23 protein-coding genes and 1 pseudogene are annotated in these 19405 nt (G+C 74.8%); 8 read left to right on the forward strand and 16 right to left on the reverse strand.

From position 1 onward, the window contains the following. Positions 1 to 51 precede the first annotated feature (51 nt). From GC157_14760 to GC157_14780, 5 genes are all read right to left on the reverse strand, one after another. Complete coding sequence (locus GC157_14760; GenBank protein MBI1378720.1) at positions 52 to 444, reverse strand: TIGR03618 family F420-dependent PPOX class oxidoreductase; 393 nt, start codon at positions 442 to 444, stop codon at positions 52 to 54. 43 nt (positions 445 to 487) lie between these two features. After that, positions 488 to 970 (reverse strand): 2-C-methyl-D-erythritol 2,4-cyclodiphosphate synthase, encoded by a 483-nt coding sequence (locus GC157_14765; protein ID MBI1378721.1) that lies wholly within the window; start codon positions 968 to 970, stop codon positions 488 to 490. Further along, positions 957 to 1682, reverse strand: a complete 726-nt coding sequence (locus GC157_14770; protein MBI1378722.1) for a 2-C-methyl-D-erythritol 4-phosphate cytidylyltransferase — start codon at positions 1680 to 1682, stop codon at positions 957 to 959. The genes GC157_14765 and GC157_14770 overlap by 14 nt, the downstream gene beginning before the upstream one ends. Next, positions 1679 to 2785, reverse strand: coding sequence for a hypothetical protein (locus GC157_14775; protein MBI1378723.1), 1107 nt, complete (start codon positions 2783 to 2785; stop codon positions 1679 to 1681). Before GC157_14775 ends, GC157_14770 begins: the two co-directional genes overlap by 4 nt. A gap of 61 nt (positions 2786 to 2846) precedes the next feature. Further along, the gene (locus GC157_14780) at positions 2847 to 3329 is read right to left on the reverse strand and encodes a CarD family transcriptional regulator (protein ID MBI1378724.1); all 483 of its coding nucleotides are present in this window, start codon (positions 3327 to 3329) and stop codon (positions 2847 to 2849) included. Between the two features lie 243 nt (positions 3330 to 3572). Here GC157_14780 and GC157_14785 point away from each other — a divergent pair, with 243 nt between their 5' ends. Beyond that, positions 3573 to 4094, forward strand: coding sequence for a hypothetical protein (locus tag GC157_14785; protein MBI1378725.1), 522 nt, complete (start codon positions 3573 to 3575; stop codon positions 4092 to 4094). A 71-nt stretch (positions 4095 to 4165) separates the two neighbouring features. Here the strand turns inward: GC157_14785 and GC157_14790 are convergent, their stop codons facing one another. Continuing rightward, positions 4166 to 4846 carry a response regulator gene (locus GC157_14790; GenBank protein MBI1378726.1) on the reverse strand — a complete coding sequence of 227 codons (681 nt, stop codon included), beginning with the start codon at positions 4844 to 4846 and terminating at the stop codon, positions 4166 to 4168. Continuing rightward, a complete protein-coding gene (locus tag GC157_14795; protein ID MBI1378727.1) occupies positions 4843 to 6006 on the reverse strand; it encodes a two-component sensor histidine kinase in 1164 nt (387 codons plus the stop codon). Before GC157_14795 ends, GC157_14790 begins: the two co-directional genes overlap by 4 nt. Before the next feature lie 216 nt (positions 6007 to 6222). On the opposite strand from GC157_14795, the gene phoU reads away from it, so the two are divergent. The 5 genes from phoU to GC157_14820 all read left to right on the forward strand — a co-directional run bounded on the left by phoU (position 6223) and on the right by GC157_14820 (position 10540). Then, entirely contained in the window at positions 6223 to 6900 is a 678-nt protein-coding gene (gene phoU, locus GC157_14800) for a phosphate signaling complex protein PhoU (GenBank protein MBI1378728.1), read from the forward strand. Between the two features lie 225 nt (positions 6901 to 7125). Continuing rightward, positions 7126 to 8475, forward strand: coding sequence for a D-inositol-3-phosphate glycosyltransferase (gene mshA, locus GC157_14805; GenBank protein ID MBI1378729.1), 1350 nt, complete (start codon positions 7126 to 7128; stop codon positions 8473 to 8475). Next, positions 8472 to 8984: a YbjN domain-containing protein gene (locus GC157_14810; GenBank protein MBI1378730.1), complete on the forward strand. Its 513-nt coding sequence runs from the start codon at positions 8472 to 8474 to the stop codon at positions 8982 to 8984. The genes mshA and GC157_14810 overlap by 4 nt, the downstream gene beginning before the upstream one ends. A 55-nt stretch (positions 8985 to 9039) precedes the next feature. Next, the gene (locus tag GC157_14815) at positions 9040 to 9798 is read left to right on the forward strand and encodes a phosphoglyceromutase (GenBank protein MBI1378731.1); all 759 of its coding nucleotides are present in this window, start codon (positions 9040 to 9042) and stop codon (positions 9796 to 9798) included. Positions 9799 to 9805: 7 nt separating this feature from the next. After that, entirely contained in the window at positions 9806 to 10540 is a 735-nt protein-coding gene (locus tag GC157_14820; GenBank protein ID MBI1378732.1) for an alanyl-tRNA editing protein, read from the forward strand. A gap of 15 nt (positions 10541 to 10555) precedes the next feature. Here the strand turns inward: GC157_14820 and GC157_14825 are convergent, their stop codons facing one another. The 4 genes from GC157_14825 to GC157_14840 form a co-directional block, all read right to left on the reverse strand. Then, positions 10556 to 11059, reverse strand: coding sequence for a GNAT family N-acetyltransferase (locus GC157_14825; protein MBI1378733.1), 504 nt, complete (start codon positions 11057 to 11059; stop codon positions 10556 to 10558). A 91-nt stretch (positions 11060 to 11150) separates the two neighbouring features. Next, complete coding sequence (locus GC157_14830; GenBank protein MBI1378734.1) at positions 11151 to 11681, reverse strand: O-acetyl-ADP-ribose deacetylase; 531 nt, start codon at positions 11679 to 11681, stop codon at positions 11151 to 11153. Positions 11682 to 11783: 102 nt separating this feature from the next. Continuing rightward, positions 11784 to 12584, reverse strand: a complete 801-nt coding sequence (locus GC157_14835; protein MBI1378735.1) for a class I SAM-dependent methyltransferase — start codon at positions 12582 to 12584, stop codon at positions 11784 to 11786. Next, complete coding sequence (locus GC157_14840) at positions 12578 to 12877, reverse strand: DUF2516 family protein (protein MBI1378736.1); 300 nt, start codon at positions 12875 to 12877, stop codon at positions 12578 to 12580. The genes GC157_14835 and GC157_14840 overlap by 7 nt, the downstream gene beginning before the upstream one ends. A 301-nt stretch (positions 12878 to 13178) precedes the next feature. On the opposite strand from GC157_14840, the gene GC157_14845 reads away from it, so the two are divergent. Further along, entirely contained in the window at positions 13179 to 13883 is a 705-nt protein-coding gene (locus GC157_14845) for a dioxygenase (protein ID MBI1378737.1), read from the forward strand. A gap of 654 nt (positions 13884 to 14537) precedes the next feature. Here GC157_14845 and GC157_14850 read toward each other — a convergent pair. The 5 genes and pseudogenes from GC157_14850 to GC157_14870 form a co-directional block, all read right to left on the reverse strand. Beyond that, a pseudogene (locus GC157_14850) lies at positions 14538 to 14726 on the reverse strand (Ku protein). Between the two features lie 86 nt (positions 14727 to 14812). Continuing rightward, entirely contained in the window at positions 14813 to 15259 is a 447-nt protein-coding gene (locus tag GC157_14855) for a helix-turn-helix domain-containing protein (GenBank protein ID MBI1378738.1), read from the reverse strand. 236 nt (positions 15260 to 15495) lie between these two features. Further along, the gene (locus GC157_14860; GenBank protein ID MBI1378739.1) at positions 15496 to 16467 is read right to left on the reverse strand and encodes an asparaginase; all 972 of its coding nucleotides are present in this window, start codon (positions 16465 to 16467) and stop codon (positions 15496 to 15498) included. Continuing rightward, a complete protein-coding gene (locus GC157_14865; GenBank protein MBI1378740.1) occupies positions 16460 to 17020 on the reverse strand; it encodes an aerial mycelium formation protein in 561 nt (186 codons plus the stop codon). Before GC157_14865 ends, GC157_14860 begins: the two co-directional genes overlap by 8 nt. After that, entirely contained in the window at positions 17017 to 17862 is an 846-nt protein-coding gene (locus GC157_14870) for a 3-keto-5-aminohexanoate cleavage protein (GenBank protein ID MBI1378741.1), read from the reverse strand. Before GC157_14870 ends, GC157_14865 begins: the two co-directional genes overlap by 4 nt. A 121-nt stretch (positions 17863 to 17983) precedes the next feature. Here GC157_14870 and GC157_14875 point away from each other — a divergent pair. Then, a partial coding sequence (locus GC157_14875) for a hypothetical protein (protein MBI1378742.1) occupies positions 17984 to 19405 on the forward strand: 1422 nt, incomplete at its 3' end.

Raw genomic sequence — 19405 nt, forward strand, 5'->3', positions numbered from 1 at the left:
CGGGTGCCCCCGACGCCGAATCGGCGCAGGCCCGCGGGCCCGGCACCGCCCTCAGCGGTCGATGACCTTGTACGGCGTCACCCGCACCACCACGCGCACGGTGCCGGGGTCGTCGTACGGGTACTCGTCGAGCCCGCGGTACTTCTTCGCGAACTCGTCGATCAGGGCCCGGCCGCCCTCCTCGGTCATCGTCGCGATGCCGCGCACCTCGACGTACTGGTAGGGGTTGTCGTGGTCGATCACGCAGACCGTCACCCGGTTGTCCCGGCTGATGTTCTGGTGCTTGCGCCGGCCCACGGTCGTGGAGAACAGCACGTCGCCGCCGTCGTGCTTCACCCAGACCGGCGACAGCTGCGGCTGCCCGTCCGGCTCGAGCGTGGCCACGGTCGCGAAGTTGGTGCCCTCGAGGAGGGCCTTGGCGGTGTCGGTGAGGGAGGCAGGCATACCGACATCCTGCGCCCGGGCGCCTCCGCCCGCGACGCGAGGGTCAGCGGGGGACGACGAGGGCGGTGGCGATGGCGGCGAGGCCCTCGCCGCGGCCGGTGAGCCCGAGGCCGTCGGTGGTGGTCGCCGAGACCGACACCGGGGCGCCGAGCACCTCGGACATCGCGGCCTGGGCCTCGTCGCGACGAGGGCCGAGCCGCGGGCGGTTGCCCACCACCTGCACGCTCACGTTCCCGATCGCGAAGCCGGCCGCCTCGACCAGCCGGCGCACCTCGCCGAGCAGCGCGGCGCCCGAGGCGCCGGACCACTCCGGCCGGTCGGTGCCGAACACCGAGCCCAGGTCGCCGAGCCCGGCGGCCGACAGCAGCGCGTCGCACGCGGCGTGGGCGGCGACGTCGCCGTCGCTGTGCCCGGCCAGGCCCGTCTCCCCGGGCCAGGGCAGGCAGGCCAGGTGCAGCTCGCGACCGTCGGCGAACGGGTGGACGTCGACGCCGACCCCCACCCGCGGCGGCTCAGGAGACGACACCGGCGGCCCTCCGCCGCGCGAGCACGGCCTCGGCCAGCAGCAGGTCGAGCGGCCGCGTCACCTTGAAGGCCTCCTCGTCGCCGGGCACCACGACGACCTTGCCGCCGAGCCGCTCGACGAGGCCCGCGTCGTCGGTGGCCGGCGCGTCGGGGTCGGACGCCGCGTGCGCCTCGGTGAGCGCCGCGCGGCGGAAGCCCTGCGGGGTCTGGATGGCGCGCAGCTGCGCGCGGTCGAGCGTGGCCGACACGACGTCGGCGGCGTCGACGGCCTTCACGGTGTCGGCCACCGGCAGGCCGGGGACGACGGCGTCCGCGCCGCCGCGCACGGCCGCGGCCACGGCGTCGACGAGGGTCACGGGAACCAGCGGACGGGCGGCGTCGTGCACCAGCACCACGTCGTAGTCCGGCGGCAGCGCGTGCAGCGCCCGGGCCACGGAGTCCTGCCGGGTGTCGCCACCGGCGACCACCATCGCGCCCGCACGGCCGCCCTCGGCGTCCGCCAGCCCGTGCTCGAGGAGCAGCGCCGACACCTCGGCCACGGCGTCGTCGGGAGCGGCGACCACCACGAGGTCGACGGCGCGCGCCGAGGCCAGGGCCCGCACGGCGTGCACCAGCATGGGCACCCCGCCGAGCGTGCGCAGCGCCTTGGGCGCTCCCGGGCCGAGACGCTCGCCGCGCCCGGCCGCGGGGACGATCGCGGCGGTGCGGCTCACCGGGCGGCCCCGGCGTGGGCGAGGGGACGGGCGAACACGAGCCGGCCGTTGGCCGTGGTGAGCACGCTGGTGACCACGACGCGGACGTCGGTGCCCACGCGGTCGCGGGCCTGCTCGGTGACCACCATGGTGCCGTCGTCGAGGTAGCCCACAGCCTGGCCGGCCTCCTTGCCCGCCTTGAGCAAGTGGAGGTCGACCTCGTCGCCCACCACCACGAGCGGGCGCAGCGCGAGGGCGAGGCCGTGCAGGTTGAGCACCTTGACCCCGGCGATGGACGCCGCCTTGGCCAGGTTGGTGTCGAAGGTGAGCAGGGCGCAGTTGCGGTCGATCGACATCCGGACCAGCTTGGCGTCGACGTCCGGCACGCCCATGGCCTCGTCCGGCACGGTGAGCAGCTCCACGCCGTGCTCGCGGCGCAGCGACTCCAGGACGTCGAGGCCCCGGCGGCCCTTGGCCCGGCGCAGGTCGTCCGAGCTGTCGGCCATGGCCTGCAGCTCGTCGACGACGGGCTGCGGCACCAGGAAGCGGCCGTGCAGGAACCCGCTGCGGACGACGTCGAGCACCCGCCCGTCGATCGCGACCGAGGTGTCGACCAGGCGCGGCAGCGAGGAGGGGGACGGCGTGCGCGGGGCGAGCCCGGCCCGCTCGCCGACCACCCCGAGCATCGCGTCGCGGCGCGAGCGGCCGATGCGGAAGCCGAACAGGGCCGCCACGACGACCACGAACAGGAACAGCGGCGTCATGAGCAGGGGCTGGCCGATGAGGAACAGCGGCCAGGCCAGCACCGTGGCGAACAGGGCAGCGATGACCGCGCCGAACCCGCCGGCGATGACCTGCTCGGCCGAGAGGCCCTCGAGGGCGCGCTCGCCGCGGTCGAGGGTGCGCATGGTGAGCCGGGCCAGCACGCCGCCGACGACGTAGCCGCCGAGGGCGCCGAGGATGGCACCCACCCACAGGCCGGAGAACGCGCCGAGCACCTGCGTGCCGTCATGGGCACCCGTGGAGACCGCGACCTGGTAGCCGATGCCGGCGCCGAACGCCACGAAGAGCAGACGGAGCGCCTCGACGGCGACGCTCGGGACCCGCCTCAGGTGCAGGGACATGCTCGTTCCTCCGAACGAGGACCGTGGATCCTGCCGACCGGGTCAGCAGGATCGCTGCCGGTCAGGAGGCGAGCACCTCGTCGAGGATCGCCTCTGCCTTGTCCTCGTTCGTGTTCTCGGCAAGTGCGAGCTCCGACACAAGGATCTGCCGCGCCTTGGCCAGCATCCGCTTCTCGCCGGCGGACAGGCCCCGCTCGCGCTCGCGGCGCCACAGGTCGCGCACGACCTCGGCGACCTTGATCACGTCGCCGCTGGCCAGCTTCTCGAGGTTGGCCTTGTAGCGGCGCGACCAGTTGGTCGGCTCCTCGGTGTAGGGCTGACGCAGCACGTCGAAGACGCGGTCGAGGCCCTCCTGGTTGACGACGTCGCGGACGCCGACGAGGTCGACGTTCTCGGCGGGTACGCGAACCGTGAGGTCTCCCTGCGCAACACGCAGGACGAGGTAGTCCCGCTCGACGCCCTTGATGGTCCGCTTCTCGATGGCTTCAATCGTGGCCGCACCGTGGTGCGGATAGACGACCGTGTCCCCGACCGTGAACGTCATATGCAGGGTTCCCCTTTCCAGGTTCGCCCCAGTCTAGCACGCGACCCCTCGCCCCCGGACGGCGTTCTCGCAGGTCAGAGGCCTTGACGGAGTCTTGACAAAGCGCGTTGGAGCGGTTCCACGACCCTCGCGGGGACTGATCGGGAGGTCAGCAGGGCACCCGCGTCGCGGCCCGCCTGCGCGCTCGCGGGAGGCTGCCCTAGGCTGGCCGCGCCCGATCCCCGGTCCCCCAGGAGCGACCCCGTGCGCAGCACCACCCGCACCCCCGCCCGCCGCACCGCCGCCCTGGTGGGCGCCCTCGCCCTCGTCCCCGCGCTCGCCGCGTGCGCCTCCGGCGTCGACGCCGGCACCTCGGTGCAGGGCCCGTCCGGCAACGGGGCGAACGCCAACGTCGGTCCGATCCAGCTGCGGGACATGACCCTGGTGTCCGGCGGCACCGACCCCCAGGCCGCCACCACGATCGGCACCATCGTCAACACCGGCACCGACCCCGACGCGCTGCTCGGCGCCACGATCACCTCGCCCACCGGCGCCACCGTGCGCCTCGCGGGCACCGGGATCTCCGGCTCCACGCTGCCCCTGCCCCCGCAGTCGGCAGTGCGGATCGGCTTCAACAGCGACGACCACCTCGACGTGTCCGGGCTCTCGATCACGCCCAGCTTCTTCGCCCAGGTGCAGTTCTCGTTCCAGAAGGCCGGCACGATCACGATGCCGGTGATGGTCGTGCCGCCCACGGGCATCTACCAGGGCATCTCGCCGCTGTAGCCGCCTCGCCGTCCGGATAACGGGCGAGGCCTCGGCCCTGCTCGTCGGATCGGGCGCCGGCGCGTGCCGGGTCAGGCCTCGAACTTGTAGCCGAGCCCCCGCACCGTCACCAGGTGCACCGGCGCGGCCGGGTCCGCCTCGATCTTGGCCCGCAGCCGCTTCACGTGGACGTCGAGCGTCTTTCCGTCGCCCACGTAGTCCGAGCCCCACACCCGGTCGATGAGCATGCCGCGGGTGAGCACCCGCCCGGAGTTGCGCAGCAGCAGCTCGAGCAGCTCGAACTCCTTGAGGGGCAGCGACACCTGCGTGCCGCCCACCGAGACGACGTGCCGCTCGACGTCCATCCGCACCGGGCCGGCCTCGAGCACCGCGGGAAGCAGCTCCTCCGGCTCGCCGGTGCGCCGCAGCACGGCGCGGATGCGCGCCACGAGCTCGCGCGAGGAGAACGGCTTGGTGACGTAGTCGTCGGCGCCGAGCTCGAGCCCCACCACCTTGTCGACCTCGCCGTCCTTCGCCGTCACCATGATGATCGGGACGTTGGAGCGCGAGCGGATGCTGCGGCACACCTCGGTGCCGGACATCCCGGGGAGCATGAGGTCGAGCAGCACGACGTCGGCGCCGTGCTGGTCGAACAGCGTGACGGCGTCGGGGCCGGTCGGGGCGATGCCGACCTCGAACCCCTCCTTCCGGAGCATGAACGACAGGGCGTCGGAGAAGGACTCCTCGTCCTCCACGACGAGCACGCGGGTCACGGGACCGGGTCTCCTTCGGGTGTACGTCGGGTCTGCGGCGCCAGCGGCAGCCGCAGGGTAAAGGTCGAGCCCTCCCCCGGCACCGACCACACGGTGCACTCGCCCCCGTGGTTGGCGCAGACGTGCTTGACGATCGCGAGCCCCAGCCCGGTGCCCCCCGTGACGCGGGAGCGCGCGGGGTCGACGCGGTAGAACCGCTCGAAGATCCGCGACTGCTCGCCCTCGGGGATCCCGATGCCCTGGTCGGTCACGCTGATCTCCACGAGCCGGTCGTCGGCCCGGGCGGCCACGGCGACGCGGGTGTGGGCCGGCGAGTAGGCGACCGCGTTGGTGAGCAGGTTGCGCAGCGCCATGACCAGCTGGGTCTCCTGGCCGAGCACCTCGGCCCGGCTGGGCTCGCCGACGACGACGTCGATCTCGCGGGCGGTCGCGAGCAGCTTGGTCGCGTCGACCGCCTCGGCCACCACGCGGTCGACCTCGACCCGCTCGGAGTGCTTGAGCGGGTCGCCGCTCTGGAGCCGGGAGAGGTCGACGAGGTCGGAGATGAGGTTGGACAGCCGCTGGGACTCCACCTGCATGCGCGCGGAGAAGCGCTGCACGGCGTCGGGGTCGTCGCTGGCGCTCTGGACCGCCTCGGCCAGCAGCGACAGGGCGCCGACCGGGGTCTTGAGCTCGTGCGAGACGTTGGCGACGAAGTCGCGGCGCACGGCGTCCACCCGGAAGGACTCCGAGAGGTCCTCGACCAGGACCAGCACGGTCAGCCGCGAGAGCGGCGCGACCCGCACCCGGGCCTGGAGCACGCCCTTGCCCAGCGGCGGGCGGCGCAGCTCGAGGTCCTCCTCGCGGATGACGCCGTCGCGGCGGACCGCCCCCACCAGGGCCAGCACCTCGGGGATCTCGAGCCGGCCGCCCTCGCCGACGCCGATCGTCACGGCGCGGGCCGAGGCCCGCAGCACGGTGTTGTCCGACCCGACGACGAAGGCGGCCCCGGGCAGCACGGCCAGCAGCCGGCCCAGGCCCTCGGGGACGTCCGGCGAGGGCATCGTGTCGTCGGTGCGCGGCGTCGCGGCGCGGCTCCGGCGTCCGAGGACCCAGCCCACGGCGGCACCGACGGCGGCTCCGCCGAGCGCAGCCAGCGCGGCACCCGCGGCGACGTCCACGGGGCCAGGGTACGGGCGCGGCGGCAGGCGAACGACCGTCGAACAGCGGGCGACGGGAGTCTTCGCCTGCTGTTCACCGGCGACCCCGGATGTTCACCTGCGCGTGGGGCGTCGTTCACCCGGGTGCGGGCGAGCGGTTCCGCGGCGGCCTAGATTGGGGCCCCAGAGCGGGTCGCCGGGCACGGCGGCACCGGCCCATCCACCCCGAGGACCGTCATGCGCGAGCTCTACCACGAGCAGCTCGACCAGGTGAGCGACGACCTGATCGAGATGACCCGGCTGGTCGCCTCGGCGATGAACCGCGCCACCCAGGCCCTGCTCGACGCCGACCTCCAGCTCGCCGAGGGCGTCATCGCCGGCGACGACGCGATCGACGCGATCGCCTCGAAGGTGGAGGCCGACTGCTTCCAGGTGCAGGCCCGCCAGCAGCCCGTGGCCACGGACCTGCGGATCATCGTCGCGGCGCTGCGCATCTCCGCCTCGCTCGAGCGCATGGGCGACCTCGCGTCGCACATCGCCAAGTCCGCCCGGATGCGCTACCCCGGGTCGGCGATCCCGGCCCAGCTGCGCCCGACCTTCCAGGCGATGGGCGCGGTGGCCCAGAACGTGGTCTCCAAGGCCGGCTCCGTGATCGCCACCAAGGACATCACCATGGCCGCCGACGTCGCCCGCACCGACGAGGACATGGACCGCCTGCACCGCGAGCTGTTCCAGGTGGTGCTCTCGCCCACCTGGGAGTTCGGCGTCGAGACGGCGGTCGACGTCACGCTGCTGTCGCGCTTCTACGAGCGCTTCGCCGACCACGCCGTCACCATCGCCAAGCGCGTGGTCTACGTGGCCACTGGCGAGCCGTACGCCGACGTCGACCCGGAGGCCCTCGCCGAGGGGCTCTGACCGGCGGCTCCGCCGTCCCGCCCGCCCGCCCGTGCGGGCGTCGCGCGCCGGACTCCGGACGACCGCGCGCCGGCGTCCGGGCAGGCCGCAGGCGCTCCCGCCTGCGCTCGCCGGTAGGGGCGGAATGCGCCAGACTCTGCCGAGGTTGACGCTTCAAGCGGTCCCCTGCGGCCGTGCGCGAGCGACGGACGATCCAGCGACCAGGAGGTGCGGCCCGTGGCGATCCTGCCTCTCGAGGCCGAGACCCGCCGTCGTCGCACCCCTCGTCCCGTCCACCGCGACGGCGACCCGCGGCCGCTCCCGCGCCGCGCCGCCGTCCTCTCGGTGCACACCTCCCCGCTCGACCAGCCCGGCACGGGCGACGCCGGCGGCATGAACGTCTACGTCACCGAGGTGGCCCGGCGCCTCGCCGAGCGCGGCGTCGAGATCGAGATCTTCACCCGCGCCACCTCCGGCGACCTCCCGCCCTCGGTCGAGATGGCCCCCGGCGTCACCGTCCGGCACGTCACCGCCGGCCCCTACCAGGGCCTGGCCAAGGAGGACCTCCCCGGCCAGCTGTGCGCGGTGACCTCCGGGGTCCTGCGCGCCGAGGCGATGCGGCCCGAGGGCTGGTACGACGTCGTCCACTCGCACTACTGGCTCTCCGGCCAGGTGGGCTGGCTGGCCGCGGAGCGCTGGAACGTCCCTCTCGTGCACGCCATGCACACGATGGCGAAGGTCAAGAACCTCACCCTGGCCGAGGGCGACCGCCCCGAGCCCGAGGGCCGGGTGATCGGCGAGCAGCAGGTGGTCGACGCCGCCGACCGGCTCGTCGCCAACACCGCGGCCGAGGCCCGCCAGCTCGTGGACCTGTACGGCGCCGACCCGGCGCACGTCGCCGTGGTGCACCCCGGCGTCGACCTCGACGTCTTCCGGCCGGGCGGCCCGGACGCCCGCCGCACCGCCCGGGCGCGCCTCGGCGTCGACCCGGGCAAGGTCGTGCTGCTGTTCGTCGGGCGCATCCAGCCGCTCAAGGCGCCCGACGTCCTGGTGCGCGCGCTGGCCTCGATGGTCGCCGTCACGCCCTCGCTGCGCGAGCACGTCGAGGTCGTCGTGTGCGGCGGCCCCTCCGGCAGCGGACTCGAGCACCCGCACGCGCTGGAGGACCTCGCCACCCGCCTCGGCGTCGCCGACCTCGTGCGGTTCGTCCCGCCGGCGGGCCGCGTCGAGCTCGCCGAGTGGTACCGCGCGGCCGACGTGTGCGTCGTCCCGTCGTACTCCGAGTCCTTCGGCCTCGTGGCCGTCGAGGCCCAGGCGTGCGGCACGCCGGTGGTGGCCGCGCGCGTGGGCGGCCTGCCCACGGCCGTGGCCGACGGCACCAGCGGGCTGCTCGTCGACGGGCACGACCCGCAGGTGTGGGCGCAGGCCCTCTGCTCGGTCGTCACGGACCCGGCGCGCCGGGCCACGTGGGCGCGCGGAGCGGTGGCGCACGCCGCGCGCTTCGGGTGGGACGCCACGGCGGACGCCACCCTCGAGATCTACCGCGACGCCCTGGCCGACCGCGCCGGGCTCGCACTGGCCGGCTCCGCGACGTGAGCGGCGCCCCGGACCGGTCCGCGGCCGCGGCCGAGGTGGTGCGGGCGGCCCTGGCCGACGCCGGCCTCGACCACGAGGAGACCGCTCCCGGCCGGTTCGTGGTGGTGCTGCCCGGCGAGCGCAAGCAGCGCACGACCTGCTCCCTCGTCGTCGGCGAGCACGCGCTCACGGTGCAGGCGTTCGTCGCCCGGCACGTCGACGAGAACGCCGAGGCGGTCTTCCGCTGGCTGCTCGAGCGCAACCTGCGCACCTACGCCGTCGCGTTCTCGGTGGACCGGCTCGGCGACATCTACCTCACCGGCCGGCTCCCGCTCGCGGCCGTGACCCCCGACGAGCTCGACCGCGTCCTGGGCGCGGTGCTCGAGTACGCCGACGGGTCGTTCAACACGATCCTCGAGATGGGGTTCGCCACCGCCATCCGGCGCGAGTGGCAGTGGCGCACGAGCCGGGGCGAGAGCACCGCCAACCTCGAGGCGTTCCGCCACCTGGCCGACCCGCCGTCGTCCTGACCGCGACGACCCCGCCGCCGGTCCCTCGCGTCCGGCGCTGCGGCAGGATGGCGCCATGACCGACGCGCCGTACACCCTGGTCCTGCTCCGCCACGGCGAGAGCACCTGGAACGCCCTCAACCAGTTCACCGGCTGGGTCGACGTCGACCTGTCCGAGAAGGGCGAGGCCGAGGCCCGCCGCGGCGGTGAGCTGCTGCGCGACTCGGGCCTGCTGCCCGACGTGGTGCACACCTCGCTGCTGCGCCGGGCGATCCGCACCGCGCAGATCTCCCTCGACGTCTGCGACCGGCACTGGATCCCGGTCACCCGCAACTGGCGGCTCAACGAGCGCCACTACGGCGCGCTGCAGGGCAAGAACAAGAAGCAGACCCTCGACGCCTACGGCGAGGAGCAGTTCATGCTCTGGCGCCGCTCCTACGACACCCCGCCGCCGCCGATCGACCCGGACGACGAGTTCTCCCAGACCCACGACCCGCGCTACGCGTGGCTGCCGCCGGAGACCAACCCGCGCACCGAGTGCCTCGCGGACGTCGTCGTCCGCCTGATCCCGTACTGGGAGGACGTGATCGTCGCGGACCTGCGCGCCGGTCTCACCGTGCTGGTCGCCGCGCACGGCAACTCGCTGCGGGCACTGGTGAAGCACCTCGACGGGATCAGCGACGCCGACATCGCCGGCCTCAACATCCCGACGGGCATCCCGCTGGTGTACCGGCTCGACGAGGCGCTGCGCCCGGTCGTGCCCGGCGGCGAGTACCTCGACCCCGAGGCGGCCGCGACCGCGGCGGCGGCCGTGGCCAACCAGGGCAAGGGCTGACCGCCCGATGGCCGCGACGGGCACCGAGCGCCTCGAGCTGCGCGACGCGACCCTGCGCGAGTGGGACGCCGTCGTCCTGCACGTGGACGACGAGCGCGGGATCGTCCTGGACCGCAGCGCCTTCTACCCGGGCGGCGGCGGTCAGCCCCCGGACCACGGAGTGCTGCTCTGGGGCGGGGTGCAGACCCGCATCGTGGGCGCGCGCAAGGGCGAGGACGTCGTGCTCGTCCCCCACGACGACGACCCCCTCCCGCCGGCCGGCACCTCCGTGCGCGGAGCGGTGGAGGACGGACGGCGCACCGCGCTCATGCGCACCCACAGCGGCCTGCACCTGCTGTCCGGCGTGGTGTTCCGCGACTTCGGGGCGCTCGTGACCGGCGGCAACATGGAGCCGCTCGAGGCGCGGCTGGACTTCAACCTCGAGTCGGTCCCCGAGGGCTTCAAGGAGGCCGTGGAGGCGGCGTGCAACGTGGAGGTCGACGCGGACCGCGCGATCTCGGCGTACGAGCTGCCGCGCGAGGAGGCCTTCGCCATCCCCGACATCATCCGCACGGCCACCAACCTGCTGCCCCCGACGATCGAGATCGTGCGCATCGTGGACATCGACGGCCTCGACGTGCAGGCCGACGGCGGCACGCACGTCGCGTCCACCCGTCAGATCGGCCGCATGCGAGTGGCGAAGGTGGAGAACAAGGGCAAGGGCTTCCGGCGGATCCGGATCGCGCTCGAGCCGGCCGGCTGACCGGCGCGCCCGGCGTCAGCCGAGGCGCAGCACGTGGTCGACGAACTCGGTGCCGTACCACTCCTGCGTGGGGCCGAGCCGGGTCATGCCGAGCCGGTCGCAGACGGCCATCGAGCGGTCGTTGCCCTCGCGGACGACGGCGTGCAGCAGCGGGAGCCCGGCGTCGCGCACGCGGTCGACGAGGGCGAGCGCGGCCTCGGTGGCGTAGCCGCGGCCCCAGGCCGCGGGGTGCAGGTGCCAGCCGATCTCGACGGCCTCGGTGGGTGCCCCGTCGCTGCGCGGCAGCGGCACGACCAGCGCTGACCCGCACGGTGTGGGGTCGGCGACGTCGGCCGCCTCGATCGCCCAGATCCCCAGGGGGCCGTCGGCGAGCTGCGACCAGCGCGCGATCGTGCGGGCCGCGGCCTCGACGTCCGGGCAGCGCTGCGGCGTCGCGCCGAGCCAGGGCCACACCTCGTCGTCGGCGAGCACGGCGTAGAGGGCGGGCGCGTCCTGCGGCTCCCAGGGGCGCAGCAGCAGTCGGTCGGTGCGGAGGGTGGCCTGGGTCACCGGCGCATCATGCGCCGTCCGCCCGGCCTCCCGCGCGGAGGATTGCGCGACCGGCCCGGGCTCAGCCGTCGGCCAGGGCGGCGGCGAAGAGCCGGTGCAGCTCGTGCTGCACGAGCACGAACCGCACCTCGTCGAACGCTCCGGGGTGCTCCGCGACGGTGGCCCGCACCGCGCCCGCCGCCACCCGTGCGGCCTCCTCCCACGGGTAGCCGTAGGCCCCGCACGAGATGGCCGGGAACGCGACCGTGCGGGCGGGCAGGTCGAGGCACACCTCCAGCGAGCGGCGGTGGCACGAGGCGAGGAGCTCGGCGTCGGCCCCGCCGCTCATCCCGTACACGGGCCCCACCGTGTGCACCACCCAGCGGGCGGGCAGGCGCCCGGCCGTCGTGGCGACGGCCTCGCCGGGGGGCACGCCGTCCGGGTAGCGCTCGCGCCGCACCTGCCGGCACTCGGCCAGGATCTCCGGGCCGCCGGCCCGGTGCAGGGCGCCGTCGACCCCGCCGCCGCCGAGCAGCGAGGAGTTGGCCGCGTTGACCACGGCGTCGACCTCAGTGGCCGTGAGGTCGCCGAGCACCGCCCGCAGCACCGTCATGGCCCCATGGTGTCCCAGCCCCGGCCCACCCCCGTCGTTACTGCCCGAATGCGCGGATCCGGGGCCGGACTCCGGTCGTTCGGGCAGTAACGACGGGGGCGGTCAGCGGGGGGCGACGGCGGACCAGGGGACGGTCAGCTCGCCGAGCCGCCAGCGGGCCGGGCCGTCGAGCACCTCGACCCCGGCGTCGCGCACCGCCCGCACCGTGGCCAGCCAGCGCTGCCGGGCCCCGAACGGCGCGAGCGGGGCCGACGACGCCCACGCCCGGTCGAGCGCGGCGAGCAGGGTGTGCACCGGCTCCCCGGGGACGTTGCGGTGGATGAGCGCCTTGGGCAGCCGCTCGGCGAGGTCGGAGGGCCGCTCGAGCCCGGCCAGGCGGGTCGAGAGCGTGAGCGAGCGGGGGGCGGCGGAGCCGGCCCCGAGGGTCACCCACCACGCGTGGCGGCCGAGCTCGTCGCAGGTGCCCTCCACCAGCAGGCCGCCCGGCGCCAGCCGGGCGGTCATCGTGCGCCACGCCGCGGCCACCTCGTCCTCGTCGTACTGGCGCAGCACGTTGAACGCGCGGACGAGCACCGGCGAGCGGCCGTCGAGCGGGATCTCGAATCCGCCGCGCCGGAACGACAGCGTGGCGTCGGCGTACGCCTGGGCGGCCGTCACCCGCGCGGGGTCGATCTCGACGCCGACGACCTCGACGTCGGGACGCAGCACGGCCAGCCGGTCGCGCAGGTCGCGCGCGGTCCAGGCGGCCGCGCCGTAGCCCAGGTCGACCACAACCGGGTCCGCCGCCGCGCGCAGGGCACGGGCGCCCGCGTGCGCGATCCAGCGGTCGACCCGGCGCAGCCGGTTGGGGTGGGTGGTCCCGCGGGTGATCGTGCCGACCGGGCGGGACGCCCGGGTCACCAGCGCGATCCGCGCATGACCTCGATGAGCCGCTTGCGGACGTCGACGAGGTAGACGATCGCCGCGATGATCCCGGCGAGGCCGAGGATCGACAGGATGCCGCCGCCCAGCGCCGGGAACACGATCTGCGCGAGCACGCCGAGGCCGAGCACGATCAGCCAGAACTGCTTGGTCTGCCGGCCCACGGCGTCGTAGGCCTCGCTCTTGCGCGTGGCGGCGTCGACGAGGGCGAGGACGCCCAGCACGATGGCGGCCCAGTAGACGACGAGGTACACGACACCCGGTACGGCGATCACGCTCACGAGGATACGGGTCGCGGCCGCCCGCGCCCGACGCGCGTGACCCGACGCGATCCGGCGTTTAGTTGCACCTTCAACTTAATTGAGCGACACTGGGAGCACCGCGGCCGCCCCGGCCGCCCCCCGTACCAGGACAGAGGTGGTTCCCGTGCCGCGTGCCGCTGCGGCCTTCGACGCCTTCGAGCCCGGCGCGCTCGAGGCCAGCGCGCGCCAGGCGCGGTGGCAGGACGGCGACGCGCCGCTGCCCTCGATCTACCTCAGCCACGGCGCCCCGCCGCTGTTCGACGACGCCGGCTGGATGGACGAGCTGCTCGCGTGGTCGACGTCGATGCCCAAGCCGACCGGGATCGTCATCGTGAGCGCCCACTGGGAGACCGCGCCCATCATGGTCACCGCGCCGGACCCGGGCACCGGGCTGGTCTACGACTTCGGCGGGTTCGACCCCCGCTACTACTCCATGCGCTACGCGACGCCGGACGCCGCGGCCCTCGGCTCCACCGTCAGCCGGCTGCTCGCGCCGCTGGGTCCGGTGGTGGACAGCCCCCGCGGCCTCGACCACGGGGCCTGGGTGCCGCTGAAGGTGATGTACCCGGCCGCGGACGTGCCGGTGGTGCAGGTGAGCCTGCCGACCGACCACCCCGACGTGCTGCTCGCGATGGGCGAGCGCCTGCGCGAGCTGCGCGAGCAGGGCGTGCTCGTGATCGGCTCGGGGTTCATGACCCACGGTCTGCCGTTCATCACCCGGGCGATGCTCGAGAACCGGGTGCCGGGCTGGTCGCGCGACTTCGACGCCTGGGCGTGGGAGGCGATCGAGGCAGGCGACGTCGACCGGCTCGCGGCGTTCCGCGACCTCGCACCGGGGATGCCGTACTCGCACCCCACGGTGGAGCACTTCACGCCGCTGTTCGTCACGCTGGGCGCCGCCCGCGACCTCGGCAGCGCCCGCACCGTGATCGGCGGCTCGATGATGGGCCTGAGCCGCCGCAGCGTCGAGCTGGTGTGACGGCGAGGCCCCCGTCGCTGCGTGCAGCGACGGGGGCCTCGTGCCGTGCGGGGGTCAGAGGCCGGCGGCCTTGCGCAGCCGCTCGACCACCTGGTCGGCGCGGGCGCGCAGCTCGGCGGCCACCGGGGTGACGGCGTCGCCCGCGAACGCGGCGCGGGCGTCGGCCCGGGCGCGCATGTCGACGACGACGGTCTCGGCCGCCTTCGCGGCCTGCTCGACCTGGTTCGCCACGGTGGCGACGTACGGCCGGACGGCGTCCTCGGCGACCTTGCGGCCCTCGAGGGTCTTCTCGAGGACGGAGCTCACGTAGGGGGCGACGACCTGCTCGGCGGCCTTGCGGCCCTCCGCGCTGCGCTCGCGCAGGGCGGCCACGAACGGGGCGACGGCCTCCTCGAACGCCTTGCGGCTCTCGGCCCGGCGCTCGGCGAGCTGGTCCACGTACGGCTTCACGGCGTCCTCGGCGGCCTTGCGGCCGGTCGCGGCGCGCTCGGTGACGGTGTGCACCAGCGGCGTGAGGGCGTCCTCGAGCGTCTTGGACGCGACGAGCACCTGGCCCTCGACCCGGCTGCGGACCTCGGTGGGCTCGGGGAGCTCGGCGACGAGCTCGCGCACCCGCGCGACCGGGATCTCGATGAGGGCCGCCGCCTCGACGACGCTGCGGCGCACGGCTGGCCGCTCGGCCGGGGCGGTCGGCTTCGCCGTGGTCTTCTTCGCCGCGGTCTTCTTCGGGGTGGTCTTCTTCGCGGTGGCCTTCTTAGTGGTGGCCTTCTTGGCGGTGGCCTTCGTGGCGGTGGCCTTCTTCGCGGTGGCCTTCTTGGTGGCGGCCTTCTTCGGGGTCGCCTTCGTCGTGGCCTCGGCGGCCGTGTCCGGGGCGGGCACGGTGGCGGAGGGCTCGGGCGTGGTGCCCGGGGTGGGGGTGACGTTCTCGCTCATGACCTGTCCTTCGTGGTCGGGCGCGTCCCGCCGGTGGCGGAGGGCGCGCTGTCGGGGTCCGGGTCGGCGGGGGCGTCGGCGGCCCCGCCGGTCGCGGCAGCGGCGGCGTTCTCGGTCTGGAACGCGGCGTAGATCTCGAGCAGCACCTGCCGCTGCCGCTCGCTGAGGGTCCGGTCGGCTCCGATGGCGTCGGTGACGGCGGTGTCGCCGTCGCGCGGCTCGAGCAGCCCCGCCCGCACGTAGAGCGTCTCCGCGGAGATGCGCAGCGCAGAGGCGATCTGCCCGAGGATCTCGGCGCTCGGCTTCTTCAGCCCGCGCTCCACCTGGGAGAGGTAGGGGTTCGAGACGCCGGCCGACCTGGCCAGCTGACGCAACGAGACCTCGGCCGCCTCCCGCTGCTCGCGGATGAAGGCGCCGAGGCTGTGGACGTCGATTCCGGCCATGCATCCAGGGTGCACCCGAAGTGCTTGCTAGAGCAAGCGGAGGGACGGATCCGGCTCGGTGACGTCGGTCACCTCGAGACGCACCGGGTCGCGGAAGTCCAAGCGACGCAAGCACATGCACGACTATCGAACGCCCCCGGCGGCGGAGCGTCAGGTGCTTGCCGGGTGCTTGCCCGGTGCCCGTGCGGCCGTCCGGCAGCCGGCTGCGCGTGCCCTCGTGCGGTGGGCCGGGGCCCTCAGCCGAGGAGTGCGGCGGGCACCCGGACCTCGCCCACCGGGACGCCGCCCCCGAGCAGCGGGGCCGTGCGGTAGGCGTCGAGCACGTCGGCGGTGACGCCGAGCCGGCGCAGCACCGCGGACACCAGCAGCGGCCGGGGACGCTCGGCGCCGTCGTCGATCTTGAGGGCGAACGCGTGGCCGTCGGCCAGCGCCCCGGCGTAGAGGCCCTCGGCGCCGTCCTTGACCAGCAGGCCCGGCACGCCCCGCATGAAGGCGGTGACGTCGCGGTCGGTGCCCGCCACGTGCGCGGGGTGCGCCCGCATCGCGCCGGCCACCACCCGCTCCGCGGAGCCGGGTGGGGCCTGCACCGCGGCGGAGTACGCGCGGGCCAGCCCGGTGAGCGAGATCGCGGACACCGGGGCGCCGCAGCCGTCGACGCCGGTCGCCGCCACGGGCTCGCCGGCCAGCCGGGCGATCGTGGCGGCCAGGTGCACCTGGAGCGGGTGCAGCGCGTCGCGGTAGTCGTCGAGCGGCCAGCCGCGCTGGACGCAGGTGCTGAGCATGGCCGCGTGCTTGCCCGAGCAGTTCATCAGCGCCGGCGAGGGCGACCCGCCCGAGCGCACGTGGTCGAGCATGGCGTGCGCCCCCAGCGGCCACTCGGCAGGGGTCCGCAGCGCCGACTCGTCCAGGCCCGCGCGGGCGAGGATCCGCGCCACGCCCTCGACGTGGAACGGCTCGCCGGAGTGCGAGGCCGCGGCCAGCGCCAGCAGCTCGTCGTGCTCGGGATAGCCCAGCTCGACGAGGCCGGTGGCCTGCATCAGCTTCGTGGTCGACCGGGGGAACACCGGTGAGACGACGTCGCCGCGCGCGAGCACCACGACCCCGTCGGGGTCGAGCACGACGAGCGAGCCGCGGTGGACCCCCTCGACGAACCCGCTGCGGACGACCTCGGCGAGGACGACGGGGGGCGCGGAGCCCGGCTCAGGCACCGGGCTCGGGCGAGAGCAGCGCCTCGACGCTGGCCGACCCGTCGCGGTAGCGGCCGCCCAGCTCGGCGCTCAGGGCGTCCATGACGGCCTGCACCTCGCGCCGCACCTCCGAGACCGCCGCCTCGTGCTCGGCGAGGCGGGTCAGCGCGTCGCGCAGCTCGTCGTCCGAGCGGGCGCCGACGTCGGAGATGACGGCGTCGGCCACGATCGCCTCGACGTCGCGCCGGTGCTCGTCGACCCGGGACGGCTCGACGGTGATGTGGCGGCCCGAGCCGCGGGTGCTGCGCCCGTCGTCGGCGAGGATCGCGTTGAGCTCGTCGAGCACGCTGCCGTGCACCTCGCCGGAGGGGTCGCGGCGGCGCAGCTCGGCCTCCACGATGGCGATCCGGCCGTGCAGCATCCGGCGGAGGAACGAGAGGTCGGCCTCCTCCTGCTCGGCCTCGCGGCGGCGCTCGCGCAGCTCGGCGAGGGAGAGCTCCGGCACGTCGGCGAGGAACTCGGGTGCGAGCACCCGGTCGACCCGTCGGCGCCCCCCGGGCATGGGCCTGGTCATGCGCGCTCTCCGTTCCGTCGGTCCTTGACGTTCAGCAGGGCCCGGGCGTCGTCGGTGGGCATGGGCGGACGCAGGGCCAGGGTGGCGAGGGTAGCGGCCCGCTCGACCAGCTCGGCGTTGTCGGCCACCGGCCGGCCGGGGGCGAAGGTGAGCGTGTCCTCCATGCCCACCCGCAGGTGGCCGCCCGCGGCCAGGGCCGCCAGCGCGACGGGCATCGTGCTGCGCCCGACGCCGGTCGCCGACCAGGTGGCCCCCTCGGGCAGCATCCGGGCCATCGTGACGACGGCGTCGGCCGTGCCGGGAGCACCGCCGGGGACGCCCAGGACGAGGTCGGCGTGGACGTGGCCGCCGTAGGGCAGGCCCTCCTTGTCCAGCAGCCGGTGCAGGGTCGCCACGTGGCCGAGGTCGAAGAGCTCGAACTCGGGGACGATCTCGAGCTCCTGGGTGCGGCGGTAGAGCTCGACGACGAAGTCCCACGGGTTGAGGAACACGTCCGAGCCGAAGTTGACCGTGCCGCAGGTGAGCGAGCAGGAGTCCGGCAGGGCGTCGAGCACCGCGAGCCGCTCGTCGAACGGGTCCGTGGTGGCACCGCCGGTGGACAGCTGCACCACGAGGTCGGTGGCCTCGCGCACCGCGGCGACGGTGTCCGACAACCGGGCACGGTCGAGGGTGGGGCGGGCCTCGTCGTCGCGGATGTGGATGTGGATGAGCGCGGCACCGGCCGCCTCGCAGGCCTTCGCCGTGGCCACCAGCTCGGTGAGCGAGACGGGCAGGGCGGGGGCGTCGGCCTTGGCGGTCTCGGCGCCCGTGGGCGCGACCGTGATCAGGGTGGGGGCGGGCACGTCGTCCATCGTGGCACGGGGCCGGACAAGTGCGGAGCAGGGACTCAATCCAGGAGCAGAAGCCGCCGATGGTTCCCACAGCGTCTGGTGTGGGCGCCCCGACCCGTGGAGGAGGCCCCGCGTGCCCGACGGCAGCTTCTCCGCCCGCGTGGACAGCCTCCTGCTGGAGATGGCGTCGCAGGAGGCCACCGGTTGCCTCACCCTCACCGACCCCGAGGACGACCACGCCTCGGTGTGGTTCCGCGACGGCCTGGTCTACGCCGTCTCGGTCCCGGGCCGTCGCCCGCTGCTGGGCGTCCGGCTGATGTCCTCGGGCGCCCTGACGCCGGAGGCGCTCGCGGAGGCCCTCGAGGTACAGCGCACCGAGCTCCAGGGCTGGCGGCTCGGGGAGCTGCTGGTGCACCTCGGCTTCGTCGACCGGGCCGTGGTGGAGGCCTTCGTCACCGAGCAGGTGCGCGACCAGGTCGCCGACCTGCTGCACTGGGACGTCGCGTCCCGCAAGTTCCGCAACGGCAAGCGCACCCGGCAGGACGTCGCGCCGCCCATCGAGGTGACCGACCTCCTCGAGCTCGCGCGCGAGCGGGACGAGCGGTGGGCGGAGATCCTGCCCTACATCGGCGGGGCCGACGGCGTGCCCCAGCTGTCGACGGCGTCCACCAGCGCACCGGACGTCGTGCTCGGCCCCTACGACTGGGCCCTGCTGTGCAAGGTGGACGGCGTCCGCACGATCGCCGACCTCGCCGACGACTGCGGCTTCACCGTCTTCGAGGCCGGCATGGTGGTGGTCGGCCTGCTCGACGCCGGCCTGGTCGAGATGGACAGCCACCTCGAGGGCGTCGACGACGCGTGGCAGGACGACGACGAGGCGCCCACCGACGACGAGGTCGCCGTCTCGGTGGCCCGCGTGGCGGCCGCGCTGCACGAGATGAACCTCGGCCCCACCGTCGGCTCCCCCTTCACGCCACGGCCCGTCCCGGCCGAGCCGGCAGCGGACGACGCTCCGGAGGCCGTCCAGCCGAAGGCGACGGCGAGCGCCCCGGCCCGCCGCTCGCCGTTCACCGCCGCTCCCGTGACCGAGCAGCTGGCCGACGTCGTCTCCCTCGCCTCGGAGCGCGCGGAGCGTGAGGAGGCGGAGCGCAAGGAGACCGAGCGCAAGGAGTCCGAGCGGCGCAAGGCCGAGCGCAAGGAGGCCGAGCGTCAGGAGGCCGAGCGGCGCAAGGCCGAGCGTCAGGAGGCCGAGCGCGAGGCCGAGCGGGCCGCGGCCGCCCTGCGGGCAGCCGAGGACGAGGCCTACGCCGAGGCGGCCACCCGCCTGGCCGCCGAGATCGCCCAGGCCGAGGAGGACGCGTACGCCGAGGCCGAGGAGCGCCTCGCCGCCCACCTCGCCGAGATCGCCCAGGCCGAGGAGGACGCCTACGCCGAAGCCGACGAGCGCCTGGCCGCCGAGATCGCCCAGGCCGAGGAGGACGCGTACGCCGAGGCCGAGGAGCGCCTCGCCGCCCACCTCGCCGAGATCGCCCAGGCCGAGGAGGACGCCTACGCC

Source organism: Frankiales bacterium (assembly GCA_016125335.1).
Classification (GTDB): Bacteria; Actinomycetota; Actinomycetes; order S36-B12; family CAIYMF01; genus Longivirga.

Bases quoted from the DNA above. Each gene is read 5' to 3' on its own strand.
- GC157_14760 (MBI1378720.1), bottom strand. From the start codon at position 444: ATGCCTGCCTCCCTCACCGACACCGCCAAGGCCCTCCTCGAGGGCACC.
- GC157_14775 (MBI1378723.1), bottom strand. From the start codon at position 2,785: ATGTCCCTGCACCTGAGGCGGGTCCCGAGCGTCGCCGTCGAGGCGCTC.
- GC157_14780 (MBI1378724.1), bottom strand. From the start codon at position 3,329: ATGACGTTCACGGTCGGGGACACGGTCGTCTATCCGCACCACGGTGCG.
- phoU (MBI1378728.1), top strand. From the start codon at position 6,223: ATGCGCGAGCTCTACCACGAGCAGCTCGACCAGGTGAGCGACGACCTG.
- GC157_14815 (MBI1378731.1), top strand. From the start codon at position 9,040: ATGACCGACGCGCCGTACACCCTGGTCCTGCTCCGCCACGGCGAGAGC.
- GC157_14820 (MBI1378732.1), top strand. From the start codon at position 9,806: ATGGCCGCGACGGGCACCGAGCGCCTCGAGCTGCGCGACGCGACCCTG.
- GC157_14830 (MBI1378734.1), bottom strand. From the start codon at position 11,681: ATGACGGTGCTGCGGGCGGTGCTCGGCGACCTCACGGCCACTGAGGTC.
- GC157_14845 (MBI1378737.1), top strand. From the start codon at position 13,179: ATGGACGAGCTGCTCGCGTGGTCGACGTCGATGCCCAAGCCGACCGGG.
- GC157_14855 (MBI1378738.1), bottom strand. From the start codon at position 15,259: ATGGCCGGAATCGACGTCCACAGCCTCGGCGCCTTCATCCGCGAGCAG.
- GC157_14865 (MBI1378740.1), bottom strand. From the start codon at position 17,020: ATGACCAGGCCCATGCCCGGGGGGCGCCGACGGGTCGACCGGGTGCTC.